This window comes from Massilia sp. YIM B02769, assembly GCF_030411995.1.
GTDB lineage: Bacteria > Pseudomonadota > Gammaproteobacteria > Burkholderiales > Burkholderiaceae_D > Telluria.
In genome coordinates this window covers 105,179-125,612 of the sequence record NZ_JASNRC010000005.1, presented here as the reverse complement: position 1 = coordinate 125,612, position 20,434 = coordinate 105,179, and the positions used below count along the sequence as shown (strand labels likewise).

22 protein-coding genes are annotated in these 20,434 nt (G+C 67.4%); 14 read left to right on the top strand and 8 right to left on the bottom strand.

All coding sequences use genetic code 11. From position 1 onward, the window contains the following. Positions 1-2: 2 nt before the first annotated feature. Genes QPK31_RS09595 through QPK31_RS09585 form a run of 3 tightly spaced genes read left to right on the top strand, consistent with a single transcriptional unit; the run spans position 3 to position 2,155 of the window. The gene (locus tag QPK31_RS09595; RefSeq protein ID WP_290422707.1) at positions 3-698 is read left to right on the top strand and encodes an amino acid ABC transporter permease; all 696 of its coding nucleotides are present in this window, start codon (positions 3-5) and stop codon (positions 696-698) included. A 10-nt stretch (positions 699-708) separates the two neighbouring features. Beyond that, complete coding sequence (locus QPK31_RS09590; protein WP_290422706.1) at positions 709-1,413, top strand: amino acid ABC transporter permease; 705 nt, start codon at positions 709-711, stop codon at positions 1,411-1,413. Between the two features lie 13 nt (positions 1,414-1,426). After that, positions 1,427-2,155, top strand: coding sequence for an amino acid ABC transporter ATP-binding protein (locus QPK31_RS09585; protein WP_290422705.1), 729 nt, complete (start codon positions 1,427-1,429; stop codon positions 2,153-2,155). 260 nt (positions 2,156-2,415) lie between these two features. On the opposite strand, the gene xth is transcribed toward QPK31_RS09585, so the two are convergent. Continuing rightward, on the bottom strand, positions 2,416-3,204 hold the full coding sequence (gene xth, locus QPK31_RS09580) for an exodeoxyribonuclease III (protein WP_290422704.1): 789 nt from the start codon (positions 3,202-3,204) through the stop codon (positions 2,416-2,418). A 173-nt stretch (positions 3,205-3,377) separates the two neighbouring features. On the opposite strand from xth, the gene QPK31_RS09575 reads away from it, so the two are divergent. From QPK31_RS09575 to QPK31_RS09560, 4 genes are all read left to right on the top strand, one after another. Beyond that, complete coding sequence (locus QPK31_RS09575) at positions 3,378-3,875, top strand: hypothetical protein (protein ID WP_290422703.1); 498 nt, start codon at positions 3,378-3,380, stop codon at positions 3,873-3,875. A gap of 222 nt (positions 3,876-4,097) precedes the next feature. Further along, positions 4,098-5,384 carry a chloride channel protein gene (locus QPK31_RS09570; RefSeq protein ID WP_290422923.1) on the top strand — a complete coding sequence of 429 codons (1,287 nt, stop codon included), beginning with the start codon at positions 4,098-4,100 and terminating at the stop codon, positions 5,382-5,384. 119 nt (positions 5,385-5,503) lie between these two features. Then, positions 5,504-5,875 (top strand): hypothetical protein, encoded by a 372-nt coding sequence (locus QPK31_RS09565; protein ID WP_290422702.1) that lies wholly within the window; start codon positions 5,504-5,506, stop codon positions 5,873-5,875. Positions 5,876-6,029: 154 nt separating this feature from the next. Then, the gene (locus tag QPK31_RS09560) at positions 6,030-6,722 is read left to right on the top strand and encodes an aspartate/glutamate racemase family protein (RefSeq protein WP_290422701.1); all 693 of its coding nucleotides are present in this window, start codon (positions 6,030-6,032) and stop codon (positions 6,720-6,722) included. A gap of 17 nt (positions 6,723-6,739) precedes the next feature. Here the strand turns inward: QPK31_RS09560 and QPK31_RS09555 are convergent, their stop codons facing one another. Continuing rightward, positions 6,740-7,849, bottom strand: coding sequence for a metallophosphoesterase (locus QPK31_RS09555; RefSeq protein WP_290422700.1), 1,110 nt, complete (start codon positions 7,847-7,849; stop codon positions 6,740-6,742). A 105-nt stretch (positions 7,850-7,954) separates the two neighbouring features. Beyond that, entirely contained in the window at positions 7,955-8,410 is a 456-nt protein-coding gene (locus QPK31_RS09550) for a helix-turn-helix domain-containing protein (RefSeq protein ID WP_290422699.1), read from the bottom strand. 76 nt (positions 8,411-8,486) lie between these two features. Between QPK31_RS09550 and QPK31_RS09545 the strand changes: the two genes are divergently transcribed. After that, positions 8,487-9,317 carry a class I SAM-dependent methyltransferase gene (locus QPK31_RS09545; protein ID WP_290422698.1) on the top strand — a complete coding sequence of 277 codons (831 nt, stop codon included), beginning with the start codon at positions 8,487-8,489 and terminating at the stop codon, positions 9,315-9,317. 6 nt (positions 9,318-9,323) lie between these two features. Here the strand turns inward: QPK31_RS09545 and QPK31_RS09540 are convergent, their stop codons facing one another. Further along, positions 9,324-10,145 (bottom strand): alpha/beta hydrolase, encoded by an 822-nt coding sequence (locus QPK31_RS09540; protein WP_290422697.1) that lies wholly within the window; start codon positions 10,143-10,145, stop codon positions 9,324-9,326. A gap of 116 nt (positions 10,146-10,261) precedes the next feature. Here QPK31_RS09540 and QPK31_RS09535 point away from each other — a divergent pair, with 116 nt between their 5' ends. After that, on the top strand, positions 10,262-10,768 hold the full coding sequence (locus QPK31_RS09535; protein WP_290422696.1) for a hypothetical protein: 507 nt from the start codon (positions 10,262-10,264) through the stop codon (positions 10,766-10,768). Beyond that, positions 10,768-11,004, top strand: coding sequence for a helix-turn-helix transcriptional regulator (locus tag QPK31_RS09530; protein ID WP_290422695.1), 237 nt, complete (start codon positions 10,768-10,770; stop codon positions 11,002-11,004). The genes QPK31_RS09535 and QPK31_RS09530 overlap by 1 nt, the downstream gene beginning before the upstream one ends. 21 nt (positions 11,005-11,025) lie before the next feature. On the opposite strand, the gene QPK31_RS09525 is transcribed toward QPK31_RS09530, so the two are convergent. The 4 genes from QPK31_RS09525 to QPK31_RS09510 all read right to left on the bottom strand — a co-directional run bounded on the left by QPK31_RS09525 (position 11,026) and on the right by QPK31_RS09510 (position 15,453). Continuing rightward, the gene (locus tag QPK31_RS09525; RefSeq protein ID WP_290422922.1) at positions 11,026-11,868 is read right to left on the bottom strand and encodes a DUF817 domain-containing protein; all 843 of its coding nucleotides are present in this window, start codon (positions 11,866-11,868) and stop codon (positions 11,026-11,028) included. A 335-nt stretch (positions 11,869-12,203) separates the two neighbouring features. Next, entirely contained in the window at positions 12,204-13,169 is a 966-nt protein-coding gene (locus tag QPK31_RS09520) for an alpha/beta fold hydrolase (protein ID WP_290422694.1), read from the bottom strand. Next, positions 13,166-13,975: an SDR family oxidoreductase gene (locus QPK31_RS09515; protein WP_290422693.1), complete on the bottom strand. Its 810-nt coding sequence runs from the start codon at positions 13,973-13,975 to the stop codon at positions 13,166-13,168. Before QPK31_RS09515 ends, QPK31_RS09520 begins: the two co-directional genes overlap by 4 nt. Continuing rightward, positions 13,972-15,453 (bottom strand): NAD(P)/FAD-dependent oxidoreductase, encoded by a 1,482-nt coding sequence (locus QPK31_RS09510; protein WP_290422692.1) that lies wholly within the window; start codon positions 15,451-15,453, stop codon positions 13,972-13,974. Before QPK31_RS09510 ends, QPK31_RS09515 begins: the two co-directional genes overlap by 4 nt. A gap of 113 nt (positions 15,454-15,566) precedes the next feature. Here QPK31_RS09510 and QPK31_RS09505 point away from each other — a divergent pair, with 113 nt between their 5' ends. The 4 genes from QPK31_RS09505 (at position 15,567) to QPK31_RS09490 (ending at position 20,428) form a co-directional block, all read left to right on the top strand. Further along, on the top strand, positions 15,567-16,220 hold the full coding sequence (locus tag QPK31_RS09505) for a TetR/AcrR family transcriptional regulator (RefSeq protein WP_290422691.1): 654 nt from the start codon (positions 15,567-15,569) through the stop codon (positions 16,218-16,220). A 453-nt stretch (positions 16,221-16,673) separates the two neighbouring features. Then, a complete protein-coding gene (locus QPK31_RS09500) occupies positions 16,674-18,995 on the top strand; it encodes a sensor histidine kinase (protein WP_290422690.1) in 2,322 nt (773 codons plus the stop codon). 137 nt (positions 18,996-19,132) lie between these two features. Continuing rightward, positions 19,133-19,651 carry a spore coat U domain-containing protein gene (locus QPK31_RS09495; RefSeq protein ID WP_290422689.1) on the top strand — a complete coding sequence of 173 codons (519 nt, stop codon included), beginning with the start codon at positions 19,133-19,135 and terminating at the stop codon, positions 19,649-19,651. A 3-nt stretch (positions 19,652-19,654) separates the two neighbouring features. After that, positions 19,655-20,428: a molecular chaperone gene (locus QPK31_RS09490; RefSeq protein ID WP_290422688.1), complete on the top strand. Its 774-nt coding sequence runs from the start codon at positions 19,655-19,657 to the stop codon at positions 20,426-20,428. Positions 20,429-20,434 lie beyond the last annotated feature (6 nt).

The window sequence follows — 20,434 nt, the reverse complement described above, 5'->3', positions numbered from 1 at the left end:
CCTTGACGTTTTTCGATCCCAGCATCCTGCAATCCGGCCAGTACCATGACTGGCTGGTACAGGGTTTCATCCTGTCCCTGCAGTTGACGGCGGCCAGCTTCGTGCTGGCCTTGCCGTTTGGCGCGCTCCTCGCGCTGATGCGCAGCTCGCCGAACCGGGTGCTGCAATCGGTCGGCGCCGTCATCGTCGAAGGCATCCGCAACGTGCCGCTGCTGGCCCATTTGCTGTTCTGGTACTTCGCCTTCCCCGAGCTGCTGCCCGAACCGGTCAGGATGGCGCTCTACGACAGCAACCCGGAAGCCATCTGCGCCGTGATCGCCCTGAGCCTGTATGCCGGCGTGCACATGGCCGAGGACATCCGCAGCGGCATCCGCGCCGTGCCGGCCGCGCAGCTGGAAGCGGCGCGCTCGCTCGGCCTGGGACGCTTCGCCGCCGTGCGCCTGGTGCTGATGCCGCAGGCGATCCGTATCTCGGTGCCGCCGCTGCTGTCGCAAACCGTCAATTTGTGGAAGGACACCAGCGTCGCCACCGTGATCGGCGCCGCCGAGATGATGTACCAGGCCGCGCGTGTGGAAACGGCGAGTTTCCGCAGCGTGGAAGCGTTCACGTTCGCGACACTGGCCTACCTGACGGTGTCGCTGCTGATTTCCCTGGCCGCGCAGCTGTATCAGCGCCGCTTCCCGGTGCGTACGGTGTAAGGGGACGATCATGATCGAACTGATCCAGGAATACTGGCTGTACTTCCTTGTCGGCCAATACCCGAACGGACCGCTGGGCGGCCTCTCGCTGACCATCCTGCTGTCGGCCGGCGCCCTGGTGCTGGCGATGCCGCTCGGCTTGCTGCTGGGCGTGGCGCGCGTCAGCCCTTACCGCGCCGTGCGCTGGCCGGTGACGGCGCTGGTGCAGGTGGTGCGCGCCGTGCCGCTGCTGCTGGTCGTATTCTGGGCCTACTTCTTCCTGCCGGCCGTGACCGGCGTGAAGACCGGGCAAGCCACCACCATGCTGATGACGCTGGTGCTGTTCGACGCGGTCTACCTGGCCGAGATCGTCGCCGCCGGCATCCGCGCGCTGCCGAAAGGGCAGCTGGAAAGTGCCCGTTCGCTCGGCCTGGGTTATTTCCAGGCGCTGCGCCTGGTGCTGCTGCCGCAGGCGCTGAAGCATGTGCTGCCGTCGCTGTTCAACCAGCTGGTGTCGACTATCAAGGCGACCTCGCTGGGCTACATCATCGGCCTGTCCGAAGTGTCGTTCATCGCCACCCAGGTGAATACCCTGGTGTTCACCAAGGCGGTCGAGGTCTACATCATCCTGGCGCTGACCTATTTCGTGCTGTGCTTCGGCCTGTCGCGGCTGGCCTTCCTGCTGGGACGCCGCCTCGGCGGCCGCGCCGCGCGGGTCACACCCATTTCGCTGTAAAGAGAGGTGAACGATGATCGTTCTCGAACAAGTCAACAAGTGGTACGGCGCGTATCACGCGCTGGTCGACGTGACCGAAACCGTCGCCAAGAACGAAGTCGTGGTCGTGTGCGGGCCTTCGGGTTCCGGTAAATCGACCCTGATCCGTACCCTGAACCGGCTGGAGGAAATCGACGGCGGCCGCATTGCCGTCGACGGCCGCGACATCCATGCGCGTGGGCTCGATGCGAACGCGCTGCGCGCCGGGATCGGCTTCGTGTTCCAGCAGTTCAACCTGTTCCCGCATCTGACGGCGCTGGAGAACTGCATGCTGGCGCCGGTGAACCTGAAGCGCGCCAGCAAGGCCGAGGCAAGGGCGTATGCGATGGAGCTGCTCGAGGGCGTGGGGCTGGCGCACAAGGCCGATGCCTATCCGCACCAGCTGTCCGGCGGCCAGCAGCAGCGGGTGGCGATTGCCCGCGCGCTGGCAATGCGCCCGCCGATCATGCTGTTCGACGAGCCGACCAGCGCGCTCGATCCCGAGATGGTGGGCGAGGTGCTGCAGGTGATGCGCAGGCTGGCCGGGGAGGGCATGACCATGGTGTGCGTGACGCATGAGATGGGGTTTGCGCGGGATGTCGCGGACCGGATCCTGTTCATGGCCGAGGGGAAGATTTTGGAGAAGGGGACGCCGGAGCAGTTCTTCACGCAGCCGCAGCATCCGCGTGCGCAGCAGTTTCTGGCGGATCGCAGTAACCGTTGAACGCCTCCGGGACCAAGCCTGGCCCGAAACCTTGACCGTACGGTGGGGTCATTGATGCTGGGGGCATCAATGACGAAGTGCCCACGCGGAACGGCGCACATCGTTGGCATCACTTCCGCCGGAATTGTCGGCCCATCGAAGCGTCTCGAATGATCATTTGGAGGCGCCTGCAAACGGCCGCATCCCGGGTCCAAACGCCGCCAACACAGCGGCGCGTTCCGCGTGTGCACGGAGTGCCCACCGTACGGGTCACGTTAACACTATTTTTTCAGCTTCGACAAATCCAGCTCTACCCACGTCGGCACGTGATCGCTCGGCTTCTCCCGCCCACGCACCTCGTGATCGGTCCCGGCCGCCGTCAAGGCCGGCGCCAGGCTCGGGCTGAGCAGCAGATGGTCGATCCGCAGGCCGGCATTGCGCCCATACGCATTCCGGAAATAATCGTAGAAGGTATAAATCACTTCGCCCGGATGCATGGTGCGTAGCGCATCGGTCCAGCCCTGCGCCACCAGCCGGTGGAAGGCCTCGCGCGTCTCCGGCCGGAACAGCGCATCGTCGCCCCAGCGCTCGGGCTTGTATACGTCGAGCTCGGTCGGCATGACGTTGTAGTCACCCGCAATCACCACCGGCGCCCCGGTCTCCAGCAACTGCGCCGCGCGCGCGATCAGCCGCTCGAACCAGGCCAGCTTGTAGTCGAACTTCGGCCCCGGCGCCGGATTCCCGTTCGGCAGGTACAGCCCGCAAACCACGATGTCGTTGACCACCGCCTCGATATAGCGGCTCTGTTCGTCGCTGGGGTCGCCCGGCAGCCCGCGCGTGACCTCGACCGGGTCGACGCCGCGCGCCAGGATCGCCACGCCGTTCCAGCTTTTCTGGCCATGCCAGATGGCGCCATAGCCGGCGGCGTTGATCTCCGCCAGCGGAAAGCGTTCCTGCGGCGCCTTCAGTTCCTGCAAACAGGCGACGTCCGGCCTGGTTTCTTCCAGCCACTGGAGCAGGGCGGGCAAGCGGCTGCCGATGCCGTTGACGTTGAAGGTGGCGATGCGCATGGATTCTCCAGTCTGATGAGTTGTTCTTTGTAACGTAGCCTGAGCGGCGTGGGCGCACGCCAGCGCGGCTGGTCATGCCACGGGCATGGCCGCGCACGAACTGCTGAGTGTGCGCGTAAATTTTTGCAAAAAAGATAGTATTGGATTTTACACAACCACCACTGGAGATGTTCATGTTCAAAAAACCCCTGCGCGTGCTGTCTGCTTCCGTCCTGCTGGCTGCCTCGGCCCATGCCGCGGCCGGCGGATGGACCTACAAGCCGCTCGAGATCGAAGGCGTCCTGGTCGAGGAAGTCGGCCCGGCAAGCCGTTGCCTGTCGAAGTTCGGCGGCACGATCAGCGGCCACGGCAACAGTGCGCTCATGGGCAAGGTCGTCTTCATCGGCACCGACTGCATCACGCCGATCGGCCCGCTGTTTAATTTCAGCGGCGGCAAGTTCGTGGTCATGACCACCTCGGGCGACCAGATCTACGCCAATTACAGCGGCCAGTTCGTGCCGACCGGCCAGGGTACCCAGTACGTGTTCTCGGGCGCCACCTTCCAGGTGACCGGCGGCACCGGCAAGTACGCCAAGATCACCGGCGGCGGCATCCTGACCGGCGGCGAAGACATGGCCACCGGCCAGGGCACCATCAAGCTGTCGGGCCGCGTGCTGTACAAGGACAAGTAATCCGCTGCCGCTCGCGCGATAGTCAACTCTATTTGTGCAAATGGAGTTGTCAAACCGCGCGAGCAGGAGTAGTCTTGGAAGCGAGCCTGCGGGCTCGTTTTTTTATTCCCGACAAAGCTGCACATGACACCGACCGATCCGGGCGCCCCGCCACCGGAACAGCAGGAACCGCCCCAGCCACCACACGCCAAGGGCGGACGCGGACACGACTGGCGCCTCGCGATGCGCACCGAATTCTCGGACTGGCGCACATGGTGGGCGCGCGCCGTCGTGGTGGCGCTGGCCGTGGCCTCCGGCCTGGTCATCGTCGCCTTCACCGCCCTTGCCGAACATGCCTTCCGTATCTTCCAGGATGTGCGCAGCATCGGCTGGTGGTTTCCCTTGCTGTGGACCCCGTTGCTGGCGGCCGGCATCGTGTGGCTGACCCGGCGCTTCGTTCCCGGCGCGGCCGGCTCCGGCATCCCGCAGGTGATGGCGGCGCTCGATTCGGGCGCCGGTTCGCGCGGCCTGTTCGTGTCGTTGCGGCTGAGCCTGGCCAAGATCGCCCTGACCACGGGCGGCCTGCTTGCCGGCCTGTCGCTCGGCCGCGAAGGGCCATCGGTGCAGATCGCCGCCGGCGTCATGCTGCAGGCGCGGCGCCTGGTGCCCGACCTGCGCCGCATGAACGTCCATGGTTTGCTGGTGGCCGGCGGCGCGGCCGGCATCGCCGCCGCCTTCAATACGCCGCTGGCCGGCGTCGTGTTCGCCATCGAGGAACTGGCGCGCTCGCCGGAACAGCGCAACAGCGGCCTGATCATCACGGCCATCGTGCTCGCCGGCATGATCGCGGTGTCGGTCTACGGCAACGCCACCTATTTCGGCATCATCCGCGTGGCCTCGCTCGACTTCAACCTGTTGCTGCCGGGCCTGGTGCTGACCCTGCTGGCCGGGGTGGCCGGCGGACTGTTTTCGCGCCTGCTGATCACCTCGCTGCGCGGGCTTGGCAACGACCCGATGAGCCGCCTGCGCCGCAGCCGCCCGGTGCTGTTTGCCGCCGTCTGCGGCCTGCTGGTGGCGGTGATCGGCGTCGTGACCGGCGGCGCCACCTTCGGTTCCGGCTACGAATCGACGCGCGCCATGGTCGAGGGCAGCGAAGTCATGCAGCCGGTGTATGTGCTCTTCAAATTCGTGGCCACCTGGCTCTCCACTTGGTCGGGCGTGCCGGCCGGTATCTTCGCGCCTTCGCTGGCGATCGGCGCCGCGCTCGGCAACGACGTGGCCCTGCTGGTCTTCCACACCCAGGTGCCGGCGCTGATCGCGCTGGGCATGGTCGGCTTCCTGGCCGCGGCCACCCAGGCGCCCCTGACCGCCTTCATCATCGTGATGGAGATGGTCAACGGCCACGCGATGGTGCTCAGCCTGATGAGTTGCGCGCTTGTGGCGAGCTTCGTGTCGCGCCTGATCAGCCCGCCGCTGTATCCGACCCTGGCGCGCCTCCAGCTCGAGCGCATTCCGAAGGCCGCCGGGTAATCCGTTGCCTGCACGTACTCCGTGCGGCTAGTCCTACAACCGCATCGCCCGTGTACCTATTGCCTCACTCTGCTGGAACGGTAGTATGGAAACTACTGTAACGATACGGAGGAAGCACCATGGATACGAAAGACAACCCGAAGGATGTGAAAGGCCGTTCCTGGGACCAGGTGACCAAGGATGGCACCAGCAGTGCCGGCAGCATGGGCACCGGCGGCACGGGTGACATCGGCAGCATGTCGGGCAATACCGATGCCGGCAGCAGCCAGCAGGACACGCGCACCGACGATCTGCTGGCATCCGGTGCGGACGAGAAGGGCGGCGCCGAAGGCTTCCAGAACCCGAAAGGCAAGGGAGAGATCCAGACCGGCATGGCCGGCATCGGCAGCCTGAGCGGCAACGGTGCGGGTAATCGGCAAAAAGACGAGCAGCAAGCCCAGTCGGAAGCGCGCGGCGCGAACGAGTCGGATAGCGGCTCGGGTAACCGTTAAGCAGGCCGTCCGGACCGGCGCCGGGCGCCGGGTGCCGTGAGCACGACCCACGCCCGGGCGGCATGCCGTCCGGGCGCGTCATCACGTGCACTCGTCCGCCCGCGCAGCGGTGCCGGCGCTATCAAGAAAGCACAACAAGCGAGAGCGAACCAGCATGACGCAACACATCGGTATTGTCGCCTGCTCGGCCGAGGGCACGGCCCTGTGCTACCGCACCATCTGCATCGAAGGCGCGGAGCAGCTCGGTCCGCATGCCCACCCGGAAATCAGCATGCACACCCATTCGCTGGCCGACTACGTCGCCTGCATCGAGGCGGGCGACTGGGAGGGCGTGGGCGAGCTGATGTTGGCATCGAGCGAAAAACTGGCGCGCAGCGGCGCCGACTTCCTGATCTGCCCGGACAACACGATCCACCAGGCGCTGCCCCTGATCGAAGTGCGCACGCCGCTGCCCTGGCTGCACATCGTCGACGCGGTCGCCGCCCAGGCGCAGGCGCGCGGCTACCGGAAACTCGGCCTCCTCGGCACACGCTGGCTGGTCGAGAGCGACGTCTACCCGGAGCGCCTGGCGCCGCTGGGCATCGCATGCCTGCGGCCGCCGCCCGAAGAGCGCGAGGATATCAACCGTCTCATCATGGACGAGCTGGTCCGCGGCGACATCAAGCCCGAAGCCGTGCCGCGCTTCCAAGGCGTGATCGGGGGACTTGCCGCCGAAGGCTGCGACGCGGTCGTGCTCGGCTGTACCGAAATTCCGCTGGTCATCAACCACACGAATTCACGTTTGCCGACGCTCGATTCGACGCGCCTGCTGGCGCGCGCGGCACTGGCGCGGGCGATCGACGGCTGACCCAGCCGGACCGTCGTTCAGCTGCCGGAACGCAGGGTCAGCTTGACGATCTCGCCGGGCTGCCACAAGCGCATGCGCGGCCCCCAGCCACCGGCGCCGCGGCTGACCACAAGCGCCATGTCGCCCACCTTGTACTCGCCCATGTAGCGCGGGAACTGGCGCTGCACAAGGTAGTTGAACGGCCAGATCTGGCCGCCGTGGGTGTGCCCGGACAGCATCAGGTCGACGCCGCGCGCGGCCGCGCCCTCGACGATGCGGGTGGCCGGAATATGGCACAGCAGGATGGTGGCCACGCCGCTATCGCGCGGCACCACCTTGTCCAGCCCGCCCAGGAATTCGCCGCCGCCGCGCATGGTGCGGCCGATGTCGTCGACCCCCGCCAGCAGCAGGCCCGGCGCCAGTTCCACCTGTTCGTTGCGCAGCCAGCGCACGCCGCCGGCGCTGAACTCGGTGATGGTCGTGTCGACGTCGCCGTAGAACTCGTGGTTGCCGGTCACCGCCAACACGCCGCGCGGTGCTTTCAGTTGTCGCAGTACGCCGGCCAGTTCCGGCTCGCCCAGCGGATTGTCCTCGACCTGGTCGCCCACCATCAGCACGGCCGCCGGCTGCAGGGCATTGATCTGCGCGACCCGCTGCGCCATCCAGGCGGAGCGGCGCTGGGCGCCCAGGTGCAGGTCGGACACCGCCACCAGCACCATGCCGTCCAGCTCCTTCGGCAGGTTCTTCACGCTGACTTCGTATTGGCTGATCGCCGGTGCGCGCACCGCCTGGAAGATGGCGAAGCCGCTCACCATCACCCCGGCCACGGCCGCGATGCCGAGCAGGCGCGGCGCCCGCGCGCGCCACCACAGGCCGAAGCCGGTGAGCAGGTCGGCCACCAGCAGGCACAGGGTCATCAGAAACAGCACGCCGAGCCAGGTCATCGCGAACTGGCCGGGCCACCAGCGCCAGTCGATCGCCTCGTCGCCCAGGCGCACGCCCCACAGGTAGATAGCCCAGACGACGATGGCGCCGAGCCACCAGGCGCGCGGAGAGATGCGACCGCGGACCGGGCCGACGCGGTAGATGCGGTGGGCGACGTAGAAGTGGAAGAGGGAACCGATGACGTTCAGGATGATCGAAAACATGGTCTGGCTGCGCCGCCGGGCGGCATGATCGAGGAAGGCCGGCGCAGGTCTGCATTGCCGCCGGGGACGGGCGATCTTAACCCATCCTTCGCCGCTCTGCCGGGCTCAGCAGTGCGGCGCTGCGCGCTTGTTCACGAGACCGGGGGCTTGCTTCGGGCTTGTGCCTTTTGCACGCGCTCCCGGCTTCGCCGCCCCGGCAAGAATGCGCCGGAAGCGCGGGCATTCCAGGTGGCTGGGCGCCGAGCAGGCGGCGGCATGGCGCAGGCCATCGCGCAGGGCGGTCAGTTTGCGGATCGTGTGGTCGAGCTCGTTGGCCTTGGCGTCCAGCAGGGTACGGTCGATGGCCAGCTTGCCGTCTGCCGACAACATGCCGGCGATCTCGGCCAGCGAAAAGCCGGAGGCGCGCCCCAGGGCGATCAGGGCCAGGCGTTCGAGCACGCCCCGGTCGAACACGCGGCGCAGGCCGCGCCGGCCGGTCGAGGCGATCAGTCCCTTGTCCTCGTAATAGCGCAGCGTCGAGGCGGGCAGGCCGGAGCGCGCGGCGACTTCACCAATGTCCATCGATCGTCCTTGACTTCAAGTCCACTTGAGCTGGCACGATAGCACCAGGCATGTATTTCAGACAAGGAGTCAGACCATGGGAACGCAAGCGAGCGGGCAGGGCGCGTTGTGGAACAGCGGCGCCGGCAACGCCTGGGTGGAGGAACAGGCCGTCATCGACCAGATGTTCCGGCAGATCGAGACGCTGCTGGTGAATGCGGCGGCATCGGGCGCGGCCACGCGGGTGCTCGATGTCGGCTGCGGCACGGGCGGCACCACGCTGGCCCTGGCGCGCCGGCTGGGACGCGGCGCCCGGTGCACCGGCATCGATATCTCGGAGCCGATGATCGCCAGCGCCCGCCGGCAAGCGGGGCAGGAGGGATTGCCGGTCGATTTCGTGTGCGCGGATGCCCAGCACCACCGCTTCGAGCCGGGCACGTTCGACGTGGTCGTGTCGCGCTTCGGCGTGATGTTCTTCGACGATCCGGTGGCGGCGTTTGCCAACCTGCGGCAAGCCACGCGCTCCGGCGGACGCCTGCACGTCGTTGTCTGGCGCTCTGCCGAGGAAAACCCCTTCATGACGGCCGCCGAGCACGCGGCGCGGCCCTTGTTGCCGGGCCTGCCGGTCCGTCAGACCGACGAGGCCGGGCAGTTCGGATTTGCGCGTGAGGGGCGGGTGCGCGACATCGTCACCCGTGCGGGCTGGCGCGATGTGAGGATGGAGCCGGTCGATGTGCCGTGCCGTTTTCCCGAAAGCGAGCTCATCGGCTACCTGAGCCGCATGGGGCCGGTGGGGCGGGCGCTGGATTCAGTCGATACGGTCACGCGCGAAGGTGTGATCAGTAAAGTGCACACCGCCTTCAATGCCTTTGTCAGCGGAGAGTCGGTATCGTTTCGTGCGGCTTGCTGGCTGGTGAGCGCGCAGTAAATTGTCCTACACGGACTGCAAGAATCTACAATAGGCCCCCTGCGCGCCTCGTGCGCGCAGGGCGTCATTGTGGCCCGCGTCCTCGAGCATCAGCAACTGCTTGTCCGGGCGCGCAATCGCCTCGAACACCTTCTTGCCCAGTTTCGGCGGGGTCATCTTGTCGCGCCCGGCGGCGATCACCAGGGTCGCGGCCTGGAAACGCGCCGCCGCCGCCCGGTTGTCGACCTGGCGCAGCGCCGGGTCCATCTCGATCGTCAGGAAGGGCGCGGCATACCACGGCACCTGGGCTTCGACCAGTTCGGCGGCGCTGGTGGCAGTGGTTTCCAGCACCGTCGCCAGCACCGGGCGGCTGGCCGCGACGTGCGCCGCCATGAAGCTGCCCAGCGACTGCCCGTGCACGATCACCCGGCCCGGGAAGCGGGCATCCACGGCATCGAACATGGCCAGGGCGTCGTCCTGCATGTGGGCGACGGTCGGCTTGCCGCTGCTGCGGCCGTAGCCGCGGTAGTCGAAGACGGCGACGTTGGTCCCGCAGGCAGCCAGTACCGGCAGCAAGGCCTGCGCGTGCTGGTCGAGGTGGAACACGTTGCCGCCGTAGTACAGGATGGTCGTGCGCGCGCCCGGCTGTCCGAGCAGGACGCCGTTCAGGACGGCGCCGTCCGGACGGACCACGCTGAGCTCCGTGATGCCGTCGGCGGCGTAACGCTCGGGCTGGATCGCTCCGGGTGCATCCGGTTTCAGGAAGTGCGCTTCGGTCACGCGGATGCTGGCGCATCCGGTCAGCGCGAGGGACAAGAACATGCAGGCCGCCAGCAAGGGTAAACGCATCGAAGCTCCTGTTATACTGATCGTTATAGGGTAACTACTTAACGTAAAACGATAATAAAGCAATGGATAACGATAAGTCAACGTTGGCACATCGCCGTTATGCGCGCCTTGTGCGCGTGCTTTGCGTACTGCTGGCATTGCTGCAGCTCGGCTACTTCCTGCTGTCGTGGGTGTTCGCGGATGCCACGCAGCTTGGCCCGGTTGCCGTCACCTTTACGCCGCGCGGGCTGGCGCCGGGCGTGGTGGCCGGCCTGGCGCCAGCCTTGCGCTGGTCCGGCCTGGCCTGTGCGCTGCCGGCCCTGTTCACCCTGGCCTATGCGCTGTGGCGCCTCGACCTGATGCTGGGCGCCTGCGCACGCGGCCAGATGTTCGCGCAAGCGACCGTCGGCCACATGAAGGCCTTTTCCGGTGGGGTGCTCGCCACCCTGGTGCTGACCATCGTCGAGCCGGCGCTGCGCGCCCTGGTCTGGAAGATCGGCTTCGGCGACAGCGGCCGTGCGGTGAATGTCGGTGTCTCCTCGGAAGAACTGACGCTGGTGCTGGTGTGTGCGCTGTTCTTCCTGGTCGCATCGATGATGCACCAGGCGCGCCGCATCGCCGAGGACAACGAGGGCTTCGTCTAATGGCGATCGTCCTGTATCTCGATGTGATGCTGGCCCAGCGCAAGGTGAAGTCGAAGGAGCTGGCGAGCTACGTCGGCATCACCGAACAGAACCTCAGCCTGCTCAAGTCCGGCAAGGTGAAGGGCATCCGCTTTTCGACGCTGTCGAAGATCTGCGAGCGGCTCGATTGCCAGCCCGGCGACATCATCCGCTACGAGCCGGGCGAGATCGAGGCGGACGGCGACGCCGAGGCGTGAACGCGGTCGCCGGCTCGGTGCTCACGCCTCCGGAATATGAATCTTCGCCTTCACGTGCTTCAGGCTGGCCACGATGGTAAAGGTCATGATCACCAGCAGCGACCACGAGCTCCATTTGCTCAGGTGGACCAGCGACCACGCTCCCAGCTGGTTCGGGTAGCGCCACACGCCCCAGAAGGTGCCGATGTTCTCGGCCAGCCAGATGAAGAAGCCGATCAGCACGAAGCCGAGCAGCAGCGGCATCTGGCGTTCGCGGTCGAGCGGGCGGTAGATGACGACCGTGCGCGAATACAGCCCGAGCGCGCAGGCGGCCAGGTACCAGCGGTAGTCGCCGATGGTGTGGTGGGTGAAGAAGTTCGCGTAGATCAGGATCGCGATGGTGGCGGCCATCCAGTAGGGCGGGTGATGACGCACGCGCAGGTCCAGCATGCGCCAGGCCTGGATGATGTAGCTGCCGATGGCGGCGTACATGAAGCCCGAAAACAGCGGCACGCCCAGCACCTTGGTATAGGCGAAGTCCGGGTAAGTCCAGGACTGGATGCTGCCCGACACCTTGAAGGCTTCCAGCGCGAAGCCGACCGCATGGAACAGGCAGACCGCCTTCAGTTCGTCCCAGGTTTCCAGTCTGGTCCAGACCATGCCGAGCTGGATCGCCAGCGCCACCACCAGCAGCAGGTCGTAGCGCGGGATGCCGGCGATGCCGGTGCGCGGCATCAGGAGCACGGCGGCCATGAAGGTGAACACGAACAGGCAGGCGCGCGCCTGCTTGATGCCGAAGTACCAGAATTCGAGCAGGCCGCGGCGCAGGCCGGCCAGCTGGCGCGGGCGGTCGTCGAGCAGGAGCTTGTCGAGCGCGGTCAGCATGGTGGCCGGGTTGGAGGTCGGTTGCGAAAAACCCGGCTCGACGGCCGGGCGCCAGCGCCAGTGTAGAGCCAAGCCGAGTCGGGAAGCAACGAAAACGCGCCGGCGAGCCGGCATAGTGGATGGTGGGTTCGAGAACCCACCCTACAGCGGCGGCGGGTTGCCGGCGCAGCATTCACATGTAGGGTGGGTTCTCGAACCCACCAATACGCCGGGGCGTCACCCCGCCCGCTGTTGCGGCGCCACCGCACGCGCCGCGCGCTCGACGAAATCGGCCACCACCAGCGGCTGGGTCACNTTTTTGGTGGGGTCCCCCAACCCACCAATACGCCGGGGCGTCACCCCGCCCGCTGTTGCGGCGCCACCGCACGCGCCGCGCGCTCGACGAAATCGGCCACCACCAGCGGCTGGGTCACCGGCAGCATGTGCCCACCCTCCACCAGTTCGAGGCGCGCGCCCGGTACCTTGTCGACCAGGGCCTGGCCATTTTCCTGCCAGCCGAGGATGGCGTCCTGGCGCCCGTACAGAACGCTCACCGGCAGCGCCAGTTCGGCGTAGCGGCCCTGCACAAGCGGCATGCGCAGCGGGATCGCCTGCAGGTCGTTCGAGGCGGCCAGGAATTGCGAAGGACGCAGGCTGTGCAGCCCGCCGCCCTTGACCGCGAAGTCGGCCGGCGCCTGTTCCGGCGCGAACACGGCCGCCAGCACCTTCTTGCTGCCGGCAATTGCGCCCGGCGTGGCCAGGGTCCAGGCGAACAGGGTGCGCACCCAGCGCGTCTCGATGGTCAGCGCCCTGAACACCTGCGGCGCCGTTTCCGGCGCATGGGTCAGCGGCGCCACCAGGGCCAGGGCGCCCACCGACTGCGGGTGCTCGACCGCCAGCGCCAGCGCGATCGCGCCGCCGAGCGAATGGCCGACCACCGTCGGACGGCCCAGTCCCAGCTTGTCGATCAATACCGCCAGCGCCTGCGCCTGGGTCGAGACGTCGGCCGAGGTCATCTCGTCGCGCAGCGAATGGCCGGAACCGGGGCGGTCGACCACCACCACGCGGAACGACGCCGACAGCCGCTCGGCCAGGCCGTAGTCGAAGTGGCTCATCTGGCCGCCGAGGCCGTGCACCAGCAGCACCGCCGGGGCCTGCGCGTCGCCGCTCTCGCGCACGTGCAGGCGTCCGCCCGGCACGTCGACGAAGCGGCCTTTCGCCGGCAGGTACTGCACGATGCGCGCCGCGGTGCGCCGCGTGAACCAGGCCAGGCCGAGCACGACCAGGGCCACCAGGCCGAGAACGAACAACAGTGCTTTCATCGGGAAGTCGCTTTCTTCAGGTAGCGCCAGTAGTTCACCGGCGACAGGCGTTCGAGGATGGAGACGGCCTTGGCGTCGCTGCCGACCAGGATGCGGGCGTCGCGCCGCTCGATGCCGCGCGCGATGATCTCGCCGGCTTCTTCCGGCGCCAGGCGCAGCAGGCGTTCCGCGATTTTACGCCCACGTTCGATTTCCTCGGGCGGTGCGCCGGCCGGGATGCGGGCGTTGCGCGCGATAGAGGTCGCCACGCCGCCCGGGTGCACCACGCTCACGCCGACGGTGCTGCCTTCGAGCTCGTGGCGCAGGGCCATGGAAAAGCCGCGCACCGCGAACTTGCTGGCCGAGTAGGCCGACTGGCCCGGCGGCGAGACGATGCCGTAGATGCTCGACACGTTCACCACGCGCGCGTCGTCGCTGCGCCGCAGCAGCGGCAGGAAGGCGCGCGTCATGCGCACCACGCCATTGAAGTTAATGTCCATCAGCCAGTCGAAGTCGGCTTCCGACACCTGCTCGAAGCTGCCGCCCAGGGCGACCCCGGCGTTGTTCATCAGGATGTCGAGGCGGCCGTGGGCGGCCTCGATTTCGGCGGGCAGGGCCTGCACGGCTTCGCGGTCGGCCACGTCGAGGGGGTGGGTGGTGACGCGCACGCCCAGGTTGGCGAGCATCCAGGCCGTTTCCTTCAGGCCCCCGGCGTTGATGTCGGCCAGCGCTAGGTGGCAGCTGCGGCGCGCCAGCGCCAGGGCGGTGGCGCGGCCGATGCCGCTGCCGGCGCCGGTGATCAGGGCTACACGGTTCGAGACCTTCAAGAGGCGGTTCCTTTGCTTCCAAAGCGGATGATGCCGTCGGCGATGCGGCCGAACCGGATCGTCATCATGTCCTGCAAATAGTTTTGATAGACCTGCCAGGGGCGGCGCGAACCCTGCTGCGGCAGCAGGGCGGCGGCGCGCTGCACATAGCCGGAGGTGAAGCTGAGGAAGGGCGCGGGCGCCACCCCCGGCTCGCGCCGCACCACGGCGACGTCCTGGCCCTTCTTGTCCATGTGCTTCAGCAGGCGGCACACCCACTCGGCCGTGAGGTCGGCCTTCAGGGTCCACGAGGCATTGGTGTAGCCGAAGCTCATCACGCAGTTCGGCAAGTCCGACAGCATCATGCCCTTGTACGACATCGCCTCGTTCGGCGCGAAGGGCTTGCCGTCGACGCTGATGGCGGCGCCCCCGAGGATGGACAGGCTCAGGCCGGTGGCCATGACGACCACGTCGGCCTCGAGTTCCCGGCCGGACTGCAGCAGCAGGCCGCGCTCGGTGAAGCGCGCGATGTGGTCGGTAACGACCGAGGCCTGGCCCTTGCGGATCGCCCGGAACAGGTCGCCGTCGGGCACCACGCAGACGCGCTGGTCCCAGACCTTGTAGCTGGGCGTGAAATGGGTGGCGACGTCGAAGCCCGGCTCCAGCTCGTGGCGGGCCATGTCGACGATGCGCTGCCTGGCCAGCGCCGGCCTGGCGCGCGCCAGGCGGTAGAGCAGCATCGATTCCAGGATCACGCGCCAGCGCGTGGCCCAGTAGGCGGCCTTCGGCGGCAGCCGCTGTTGCAGGCGCCGGGCGAAGCCGTATTCGGACGGACGCGCCACCACATAGGTCGGGGAGCGCTGCAGCATGGTCACGTGGGCGGCCTGGCTCGCCATCGCCGGCACCAGGGTCACGGCGGTGGCGCCGCTGCCGACCACGACCACCCGCTTGCCGCTGTAATCGAGGTCGCGCGGCCAGAACTGCGGCTGCACGATGCGTCCGCGGTAGGCGTCCTCGCCATCGAATTCTGGGCGGTAGGCGTGGTCGTAGCTGTAGTAACCGCTGCACATGTACAGGAAGCGGGCGCGTACGGTGCGCGTTTCGCCGCCCGGCGCATGCACGGCGTGGATGGTCCAGCAGGCCTGCTCGCTCGACCAGTCGGCGCGCACCACCTTGTGGCCGTAGCGGATGTGCTGCCCGATGCCGTGCTCGCGCGCGGTCTCGCGGATGTAGTGCAGGATCGACGGCCCATCGGCGATCGCCTTGGCATCGCGCCAGGGCTTGAAGCCATAGCCCAGCGTGTACATGTCGGAGTCGGAGCGGATGCCGGGGTAGCGGAACAGGTCCCAGGTGCCGCCGATGGCCTCGCGCGCTTCCAGGATGGCGTAGCGCTTGCCGGGGCAGCGCGCCTGCAGGATCGCGGCCGCGCCGATGCCCGAGAGGCCGGCGCCGACGATCAGCACATCGAGCAGGCCGTCCTCGTCAGGAGCAGTAAGCATGGTGTCTCGTGATGGTTTGATGAGTTTTTTCTAATTGACACTCTACATTGTCAACTTTCGTATGGCAAGACGAAACTTTCCGTCGCGCAGCGTGGGTGTGTCAAAATAGATGGATGACGCCAGCCACCCCAGACCCTCAACCTGCACGCGCCTACCGCGGCGTGTCGCCCGAAGAACGCCGTGCCCAGCGGCGCAGCAAGCTGATCGCGGCGGCGATCGCCGTGTATGGCGAACGCGGCTACCGGCAGGCGACCGTCAAGGCGGTGTGCGAAGCGGCCGGCCTCACCGAGCGTTACTTCTACGAGTCGTTCGAGAACAGCGAAGATCTCCTGATCACCTCCTACAACGCCGTGACCTACCAGGTCTTCGGCGAGATCGCGGCGGCCGGGAAGGCGGCCGGCAAGACGCGCGGCGACAAGGGGCGGGCCATGCTGAAGGCTTATTTTGCGGCGCTGCAGCGCGATCCGCTGTCGGCGCGCGTGTTCCTGGTCGAGATCCGTGGTGTCAGCCGCGCCGTCGACAAGGCCTTCGACGCCTCGCTGCGCGCGATCGGGCAGGAAGTGGCGCGCTACGCCGCACCCGGCGCCGCCGGGGACGAGCTGCTGCAGTCCGGCATCGTGGGCGGCGTGATGCACATCGCGCTGCGCTGGATCGAGCAGGGCTACCAGCCGTCGCTCGACAGCGTCACCGAAACCGCGCTGCGCCTGGGCATGGTGCTGGCGGCGCCGGCGCCGCGGCGCAAGCCCGCGGCCAGCACCGCCGGATAAGTTCTTGGTCGGTAAACAAACCGGCGTCCAGCACCAGGTCGCGCAGCGGCTTGCATGTGTCCTCGGCCGGGTGCGGGCAAGCAGACGGTGTCGCGCAGGATCGGTTCGCGGATGCCTGGCGCGCCCGGGCCGATATCGGGCGCATGCCGTCTCCTCCTTCGCATGGCGAATAGCAATGGCAGTCCCGGGCGCGGAAGGCGGCGATTCACTTGTTTCATGAACAGCGCCTTTTTGTTATGCATTTATTGTCCTCAACAAGCAACCCGCCCCTCCTTATACTGCGCTAGACCACCGCATGGCCGCGTTCCGGCGCAACGGCACGGTCCCGCGTGCGCCCGGTGCGCACTTCATGCAAGGCGCATGAATCCGCACGCCTGGCAAGCTAACCGCTCGGCATTTCGCAATATGGTAGCCTCGGCACGTCGGCGTCATCGGATCAACCAGAGGGCTGCCTTGCAAAGCAAACTCAACAGTTTTATCCCACGCGGTCTCGGCGCCCAGCTGGCGCTGGCGTTTTCGCTGCTGTCGGTCGTGCTGACCCTGGCCCTGGTCGCCGTGGTCGAGCGCCGCGCCGTCGACCAGATCAAGATCCGGATCGGCAATAGCCTGGCCGACCTGGCTGCCCAGACTTCCGACAAGCTCGAACGCGGCATGTTCGAGCGCTACCGCGAGGTCGGGTTGATCGCCAGCCGCACCATCCTCACCAATCCCGACTACAACCTGAACCAGCGGCGCCAGGCCCTGGCGCGGGTGCAGCAGAGCTATGCCTACTACGAGTGGCTGGGCGTGACCGACCTCGACGGCAAGGTGCTGGTCGCCTCGAACGGCCTGCTGGAAGGCGCCGACGTGTCGAAGCGCCCCTGGTTCGCCGACGGCCTGCGCGGCGGCCACGTCGGCGACGTGCACGAAGCCCTGCTGCTCGACAAGCTGCTGCCGCCGCAGGAGGGCAACGCGCCGCGCCGCTTCGTCGACGTGGCGTTTCCGTTCGCCGACGACGAGGGCAGGGTGCGCGGCGTGCTCGGCGCCCATTTGTCGTGGAATTGGGCGCGCGACGTCGAGCGCTCGGTGGTCGGTTCGGCCGACCGCGAAGGCACCGTTCAAACCCTGATCCTGAGTTCGACCGGGCGCGTGCTGCTCGGGCCGAAGGAACTGATGGACACCACGCTGTCGTTGGAGAGCTTCCGGAATGCCACGCCAACCCGGCGCGGCGACTACACGGTCGAGCGCTGGCCGGACGGCAAGGATTACCTGGTCGGTTACCAGAAGGGCAGCGGCTACGCCAGCTATCCGGGCCTGGGCTGGGTGGTGCTGGTGCGCCAGCCCGCCGATCTTGCCTGGCAGCCGCTTGACGAAATGCGCCGCTATGCGCTGGTCAGCGGCCTGATCCTGGCCCTCCTGTTCTCGCTGGTCGGGATGGCGCTGGCACGCCGCATCACCCGTCCGCTCAAGCAGCTGGCTGCCTCGGCCGGCGAACTGCGCGACGGCGCCGAGGTCGCGATCGCCAGCGGCGGCCCCTACGAGGAAGTGGCGGCCCTGAGCCGCTCCCTGAATTCGCTGGTGTTCGATCTCGGCGAGCGGCGCCGCCAGCTGCAGCAGCTGAACGGCACCCTGGAACAGCTGGTCGAGTCGCGCACGGTGGAACTGCGGCGCGCCCTGGAAACCGTCCAGGGCAGCGAAATGCGCATCCGCGCGATTGTCGACACCGCCCAGGATGCCTTTATCGGGGTCGACCTGAAGGGCTGCATCAGCGAATGGAATCCGCAGGCCGAACAGATGCTCGGCTGGCGCCGCGCCGAAGCCCTGGGCCGCCGCCTCGACGACCTGAACCTGGCCGACCCGCTGCGCGGCAGCGACAGCGACGCCTTGCCGCAGCTGCTGGCCTCGAACCGCCAGGGTGCGCTCGACCGCCGCGTCGAACGCGTGGTGATCGACCGCCACGGCGCCGAGATCCCGGTCGAGATGAGCACCAGCCTGACCGGGCAGGGCGAGAGCACCATGCTCAGCATCTTCCTGCGCGACATCAGCGAGCGCAAGCGCATCGACCGCGCCAAGAACGAATTCGTCGGCACCGTCTCGCACGAGCTGCGCACGCCGCTGACCTCGATCCGCGCCTCGCTGGCCCTGCTGGCCGACGGCGCCATGGGCGAACTCTCGCCCGACGTGATGGAACTGATCGACATCTGCTACAACAACTGCATCCGCCTGAACCGCCTGGTCGACGACATGCTCGACATCCAGAAGATCGAGGCCGGCATGATGTCCTTCATCCCCGTCACCCAGCCGGTGCTGCCGCTGGCGCGCGAGGCGATCCGCACCATGCAGGGCATGGCCACCGCCAACAACGTCTCGCTGGTGCTCGACACCGGCGCCAATGCCCAGGAAGCCGTGGCCTTGATCGACTACGACCGCATGACCCAGGTGATGACCAACCTGCTGTCGAATGCGATCAAGGTGGCGCCGTCCGGCAGCGCCGTGATCCTGCATGTGATCGCCCAGGCCAACGGGGCGCGCCTGTCGGTGGCCGACCGCGGCCCCGGCATCCGCCCCGAGCTGCGCGAGCGCGTGTTCCAGCCCTTCGTCCAGATCGCCCAGAAGGATGGCGGCAAGCCGCAGGGCGGCACCGGCCTCGGCCTGGCGATCTGCAAGCGCATCGTCGAGGAACACGGCGGCACGATCTCGATCGCGGACGCCCCGGGTGGCGGCACGGTATTCCACGTGAACCTGCCGCGCGAAGTGTCGGTGGCGCCGGCGAAAACCACTGTCACCATGGAGTGAGCGACGAAAAAATCTGAGTGATGCTTTTGCGCAACTCGTATCGAAATTTCTGAAAGTTTCGACTTTACCGTTTTCGGTAATTGTCGTATAGTTGATGTACGGCAATTCATCAATTTCGATTTTTTACAGGGGAATCCATGTTCGCAGCCAAGCTTCGCGCCGCCGCCTTCGGCGCCATCGTCATCGCAGCCTTCCCGGCACTGGCCAACGCCGCCGTCTATGCCAAGTCGGGCCAGCCTGCGAGCTTCGATGTGACCTTGCGCATCAACGCCGACTGCGCCATCTCGGCAAACGGCCTGGACTTCGGCCAGCGGCAGGGCGTGCTGTCGAGCACGGTTGCGGCCACCGCGAACATCAGCGTCACCTGCAGCAACACCACCCCGTACAACATCGGTCTTGACCAGGGCACCGGCCCGGGTTCGAGCGGCACCACCCGCTACATGCGCGGCACCGGCAGCAACACCGAGACCATCCAGTTCAACCTGTACCAGGCACAGGGCGGCACCCCATGGGGCGCAACCCAGGGCAACAACACCCTGGCCGGCACCGGCAACGGCGCCGCCCAGAACCTGACCGTCTACGGCGAGATTCCGGCCCAGAACACGCCGACGCCGGACAATTACAAATCCACCATCACCGCCACCGTCTACTTCTGATAGATGATCCGCTTCCCGTCACTGCGCGCGCGCCTGTCCCCCTTCATCGTCCTGGCCGCGCTCGCCGGCTCCGTCCTGGCCCTGGGCGCGCAGGCGGCCAGCCTGCAGATTTCGCCGGTTTCGATCAGCCTGCGCGCCAACCAGGCGGCGGGCGGCATCAACCTGCAGAACCTGGGCGAGCGCCCGGTGTACGGCCAGGTGCGGGTATTCGCCTGGAACCAGCGCAACGGCGAAGACGTGCTGACTCCGACCGACGAACTGGTGGCCAGCCCGCCGATCATCGAAGTCGGCGCCAAGGGCAGCCAGACCATCCGCCTGGTGCGCAAGGGCGGCGCGGCCGCCGGCGCCGCGGCCGGCGAACGCACCTATCGCCTGCTGATCGACGAGATCCCGCGCGAGGACGAGCAGGCCTCGGGCGTGGCGATCCGCCTGCAATATTCGGTGCCGGTGTTCGTGGCGCCGGTCGACGAAGCCGCGGCGCCGAATCTGGCCTGGAGCGTGCTGCGCAAGGACAATGCCTGGGTGCTGCGCGTGCGGAACAGCGGCGCGCTGCATGCCCAAGTGGGCGCGGCCAGCCTGGTCGACGGCGCCGGCAAGGAAACGGAAATCAGCAAGGGCCTGCTCGGCTACGCCCTGGCCGGGCGCGAACGCGAATGGCGCCTGCCGGTGGAGCCGTCGGTGCGCCTAAGCGCGCCGCTCACCGTGCGCGCCAACGTGAATGCGCGCCCCAGCAGCGCAGCCCCCAGCGTGGCGGCGGAGAGCGCCGGCGGCAAGTGAACGGCC

Coding starts and splice junctions, on each gene's coding strand:
- QPK31_RS09590 (WP_290422706.1), top strand. CDS start 709: ATGATCGAACTGATCCAGGAATACTGGCTGTACTTCCTTGTCGGCCAA.
- QPK31_RS09585 (WP_290422705.1), top strand. CDS start 1,427: ATGATCGTTCTCGAACAAGTCAACAAGTGGTACGGCGCGTATCACGCG.
- xth (WP_290422704.1), bottom strand. CDS start 3,204: ATGCGCATCGCCACCTTCAACGTCAACGGCATCGGCAGCCGCTTGCCC.
- QPK31_RS09575 (WP_290422703.1), top strand. CDS start 3,378: ATGTTCAAAAAACCCCTGCGCGTGCTGTCTGCTTCCGTCCTGCTGGCT.
- QPK31_RS09570 (WP_290422923.1), top strand. CDS start 4,098: ATGCGCACCGAATTCTCGGACTGGCGCACATGGTGGGCGCGCGCCGTC.
- QPK31_RS09565 (WP_290422702.1), top strand. CDS start 5,504: ATGGATACGAAAGACAACCCGAAGGATGTGAAAGGCCGTTCCTGGGAC.
- QPK31_RS09560 (WP_290422701.1), top strand. CDS start 6,030: ATGACGCAACACATCGGTATTGTCGCCTGCTCGGCCGAGGGCACGGCC.
- QPK31_RS09555 (WP_290422700.1), bottom strand. CDS start 7,849: ATGTTTTCGATCATCCTGAACGTCATCGGTTCCCTCTTCCACTTCTAC.
- QPK31_RS09550 (WP_290422699.1), bottom strand. CDS start 8,410: ATGGACATTGGTGAAGTCGCCGCGCGCTCCGGCCTGCCCGCCTCGACG.
- QPK31_RS09545 (WP_290422698.1), top strand. CDS start 8,487: ATGGGAACGCAAGCGAGCGGGCAGGGCGCGTTGTGGAACAGCGGCGCC.
- QPK31_RS09540 (WP_290422697.1), bottom strand. CDS start 10,145: ATGCGTTTACCCTTGCTGGCGGCCTGCATGTTCTTGTCCCTCGCGCTG.
- QPK31_RS09530 (WP_290422695.1), top strand. CDS start 10,768: ATGGCGATCGTCCTGTATCTCGATGTGATGCTGGCCCAGCGCAAGGTG.
- QPK31_RS09525 (WP_290422922.1), bottom strand. CDS start 11,868: ATGCTGACCGCGCTCGACAAGCTCCTGCTCGACGACCGCCCGCGCCAG.
- QPK31_RS09520 (WP_290422694.1), bottom strand. CDS start 13,169: ATGAAAGCACTGTTGTTCGTTCTCGGCCTGGTGGCCCTGGTCGTGCTC.
- QPK31_RS09510 (WP_290422692.1), bottom strand. CDS start 15,453: ATGCTTACTGCTCCTGACGAGGACGGCCTGCTCGATGTGCTGATCGTC.
- QPK31_RS09505 (WP_290422691.1), top strand. CDS start 15,567: ATGACGCCAGCCACCCCAGACCCTCAACCTGCACGCGCCTACCGCGGC.
- QPK31_RS09495 (WP_290422689.1), top strand. CDS start 19,133: ATGTTCGCAGCCAAGCTTCGCGCCGCCGCCTTCGGCGCCATCGTCATC.
- QPK31_RS09490 (WP_290422688.1), top strand. CDS start 19,655: ATGATCCGCTTCCCGTCACTGCGCGCGCGCCTGTCCCCCTTCATCGTC.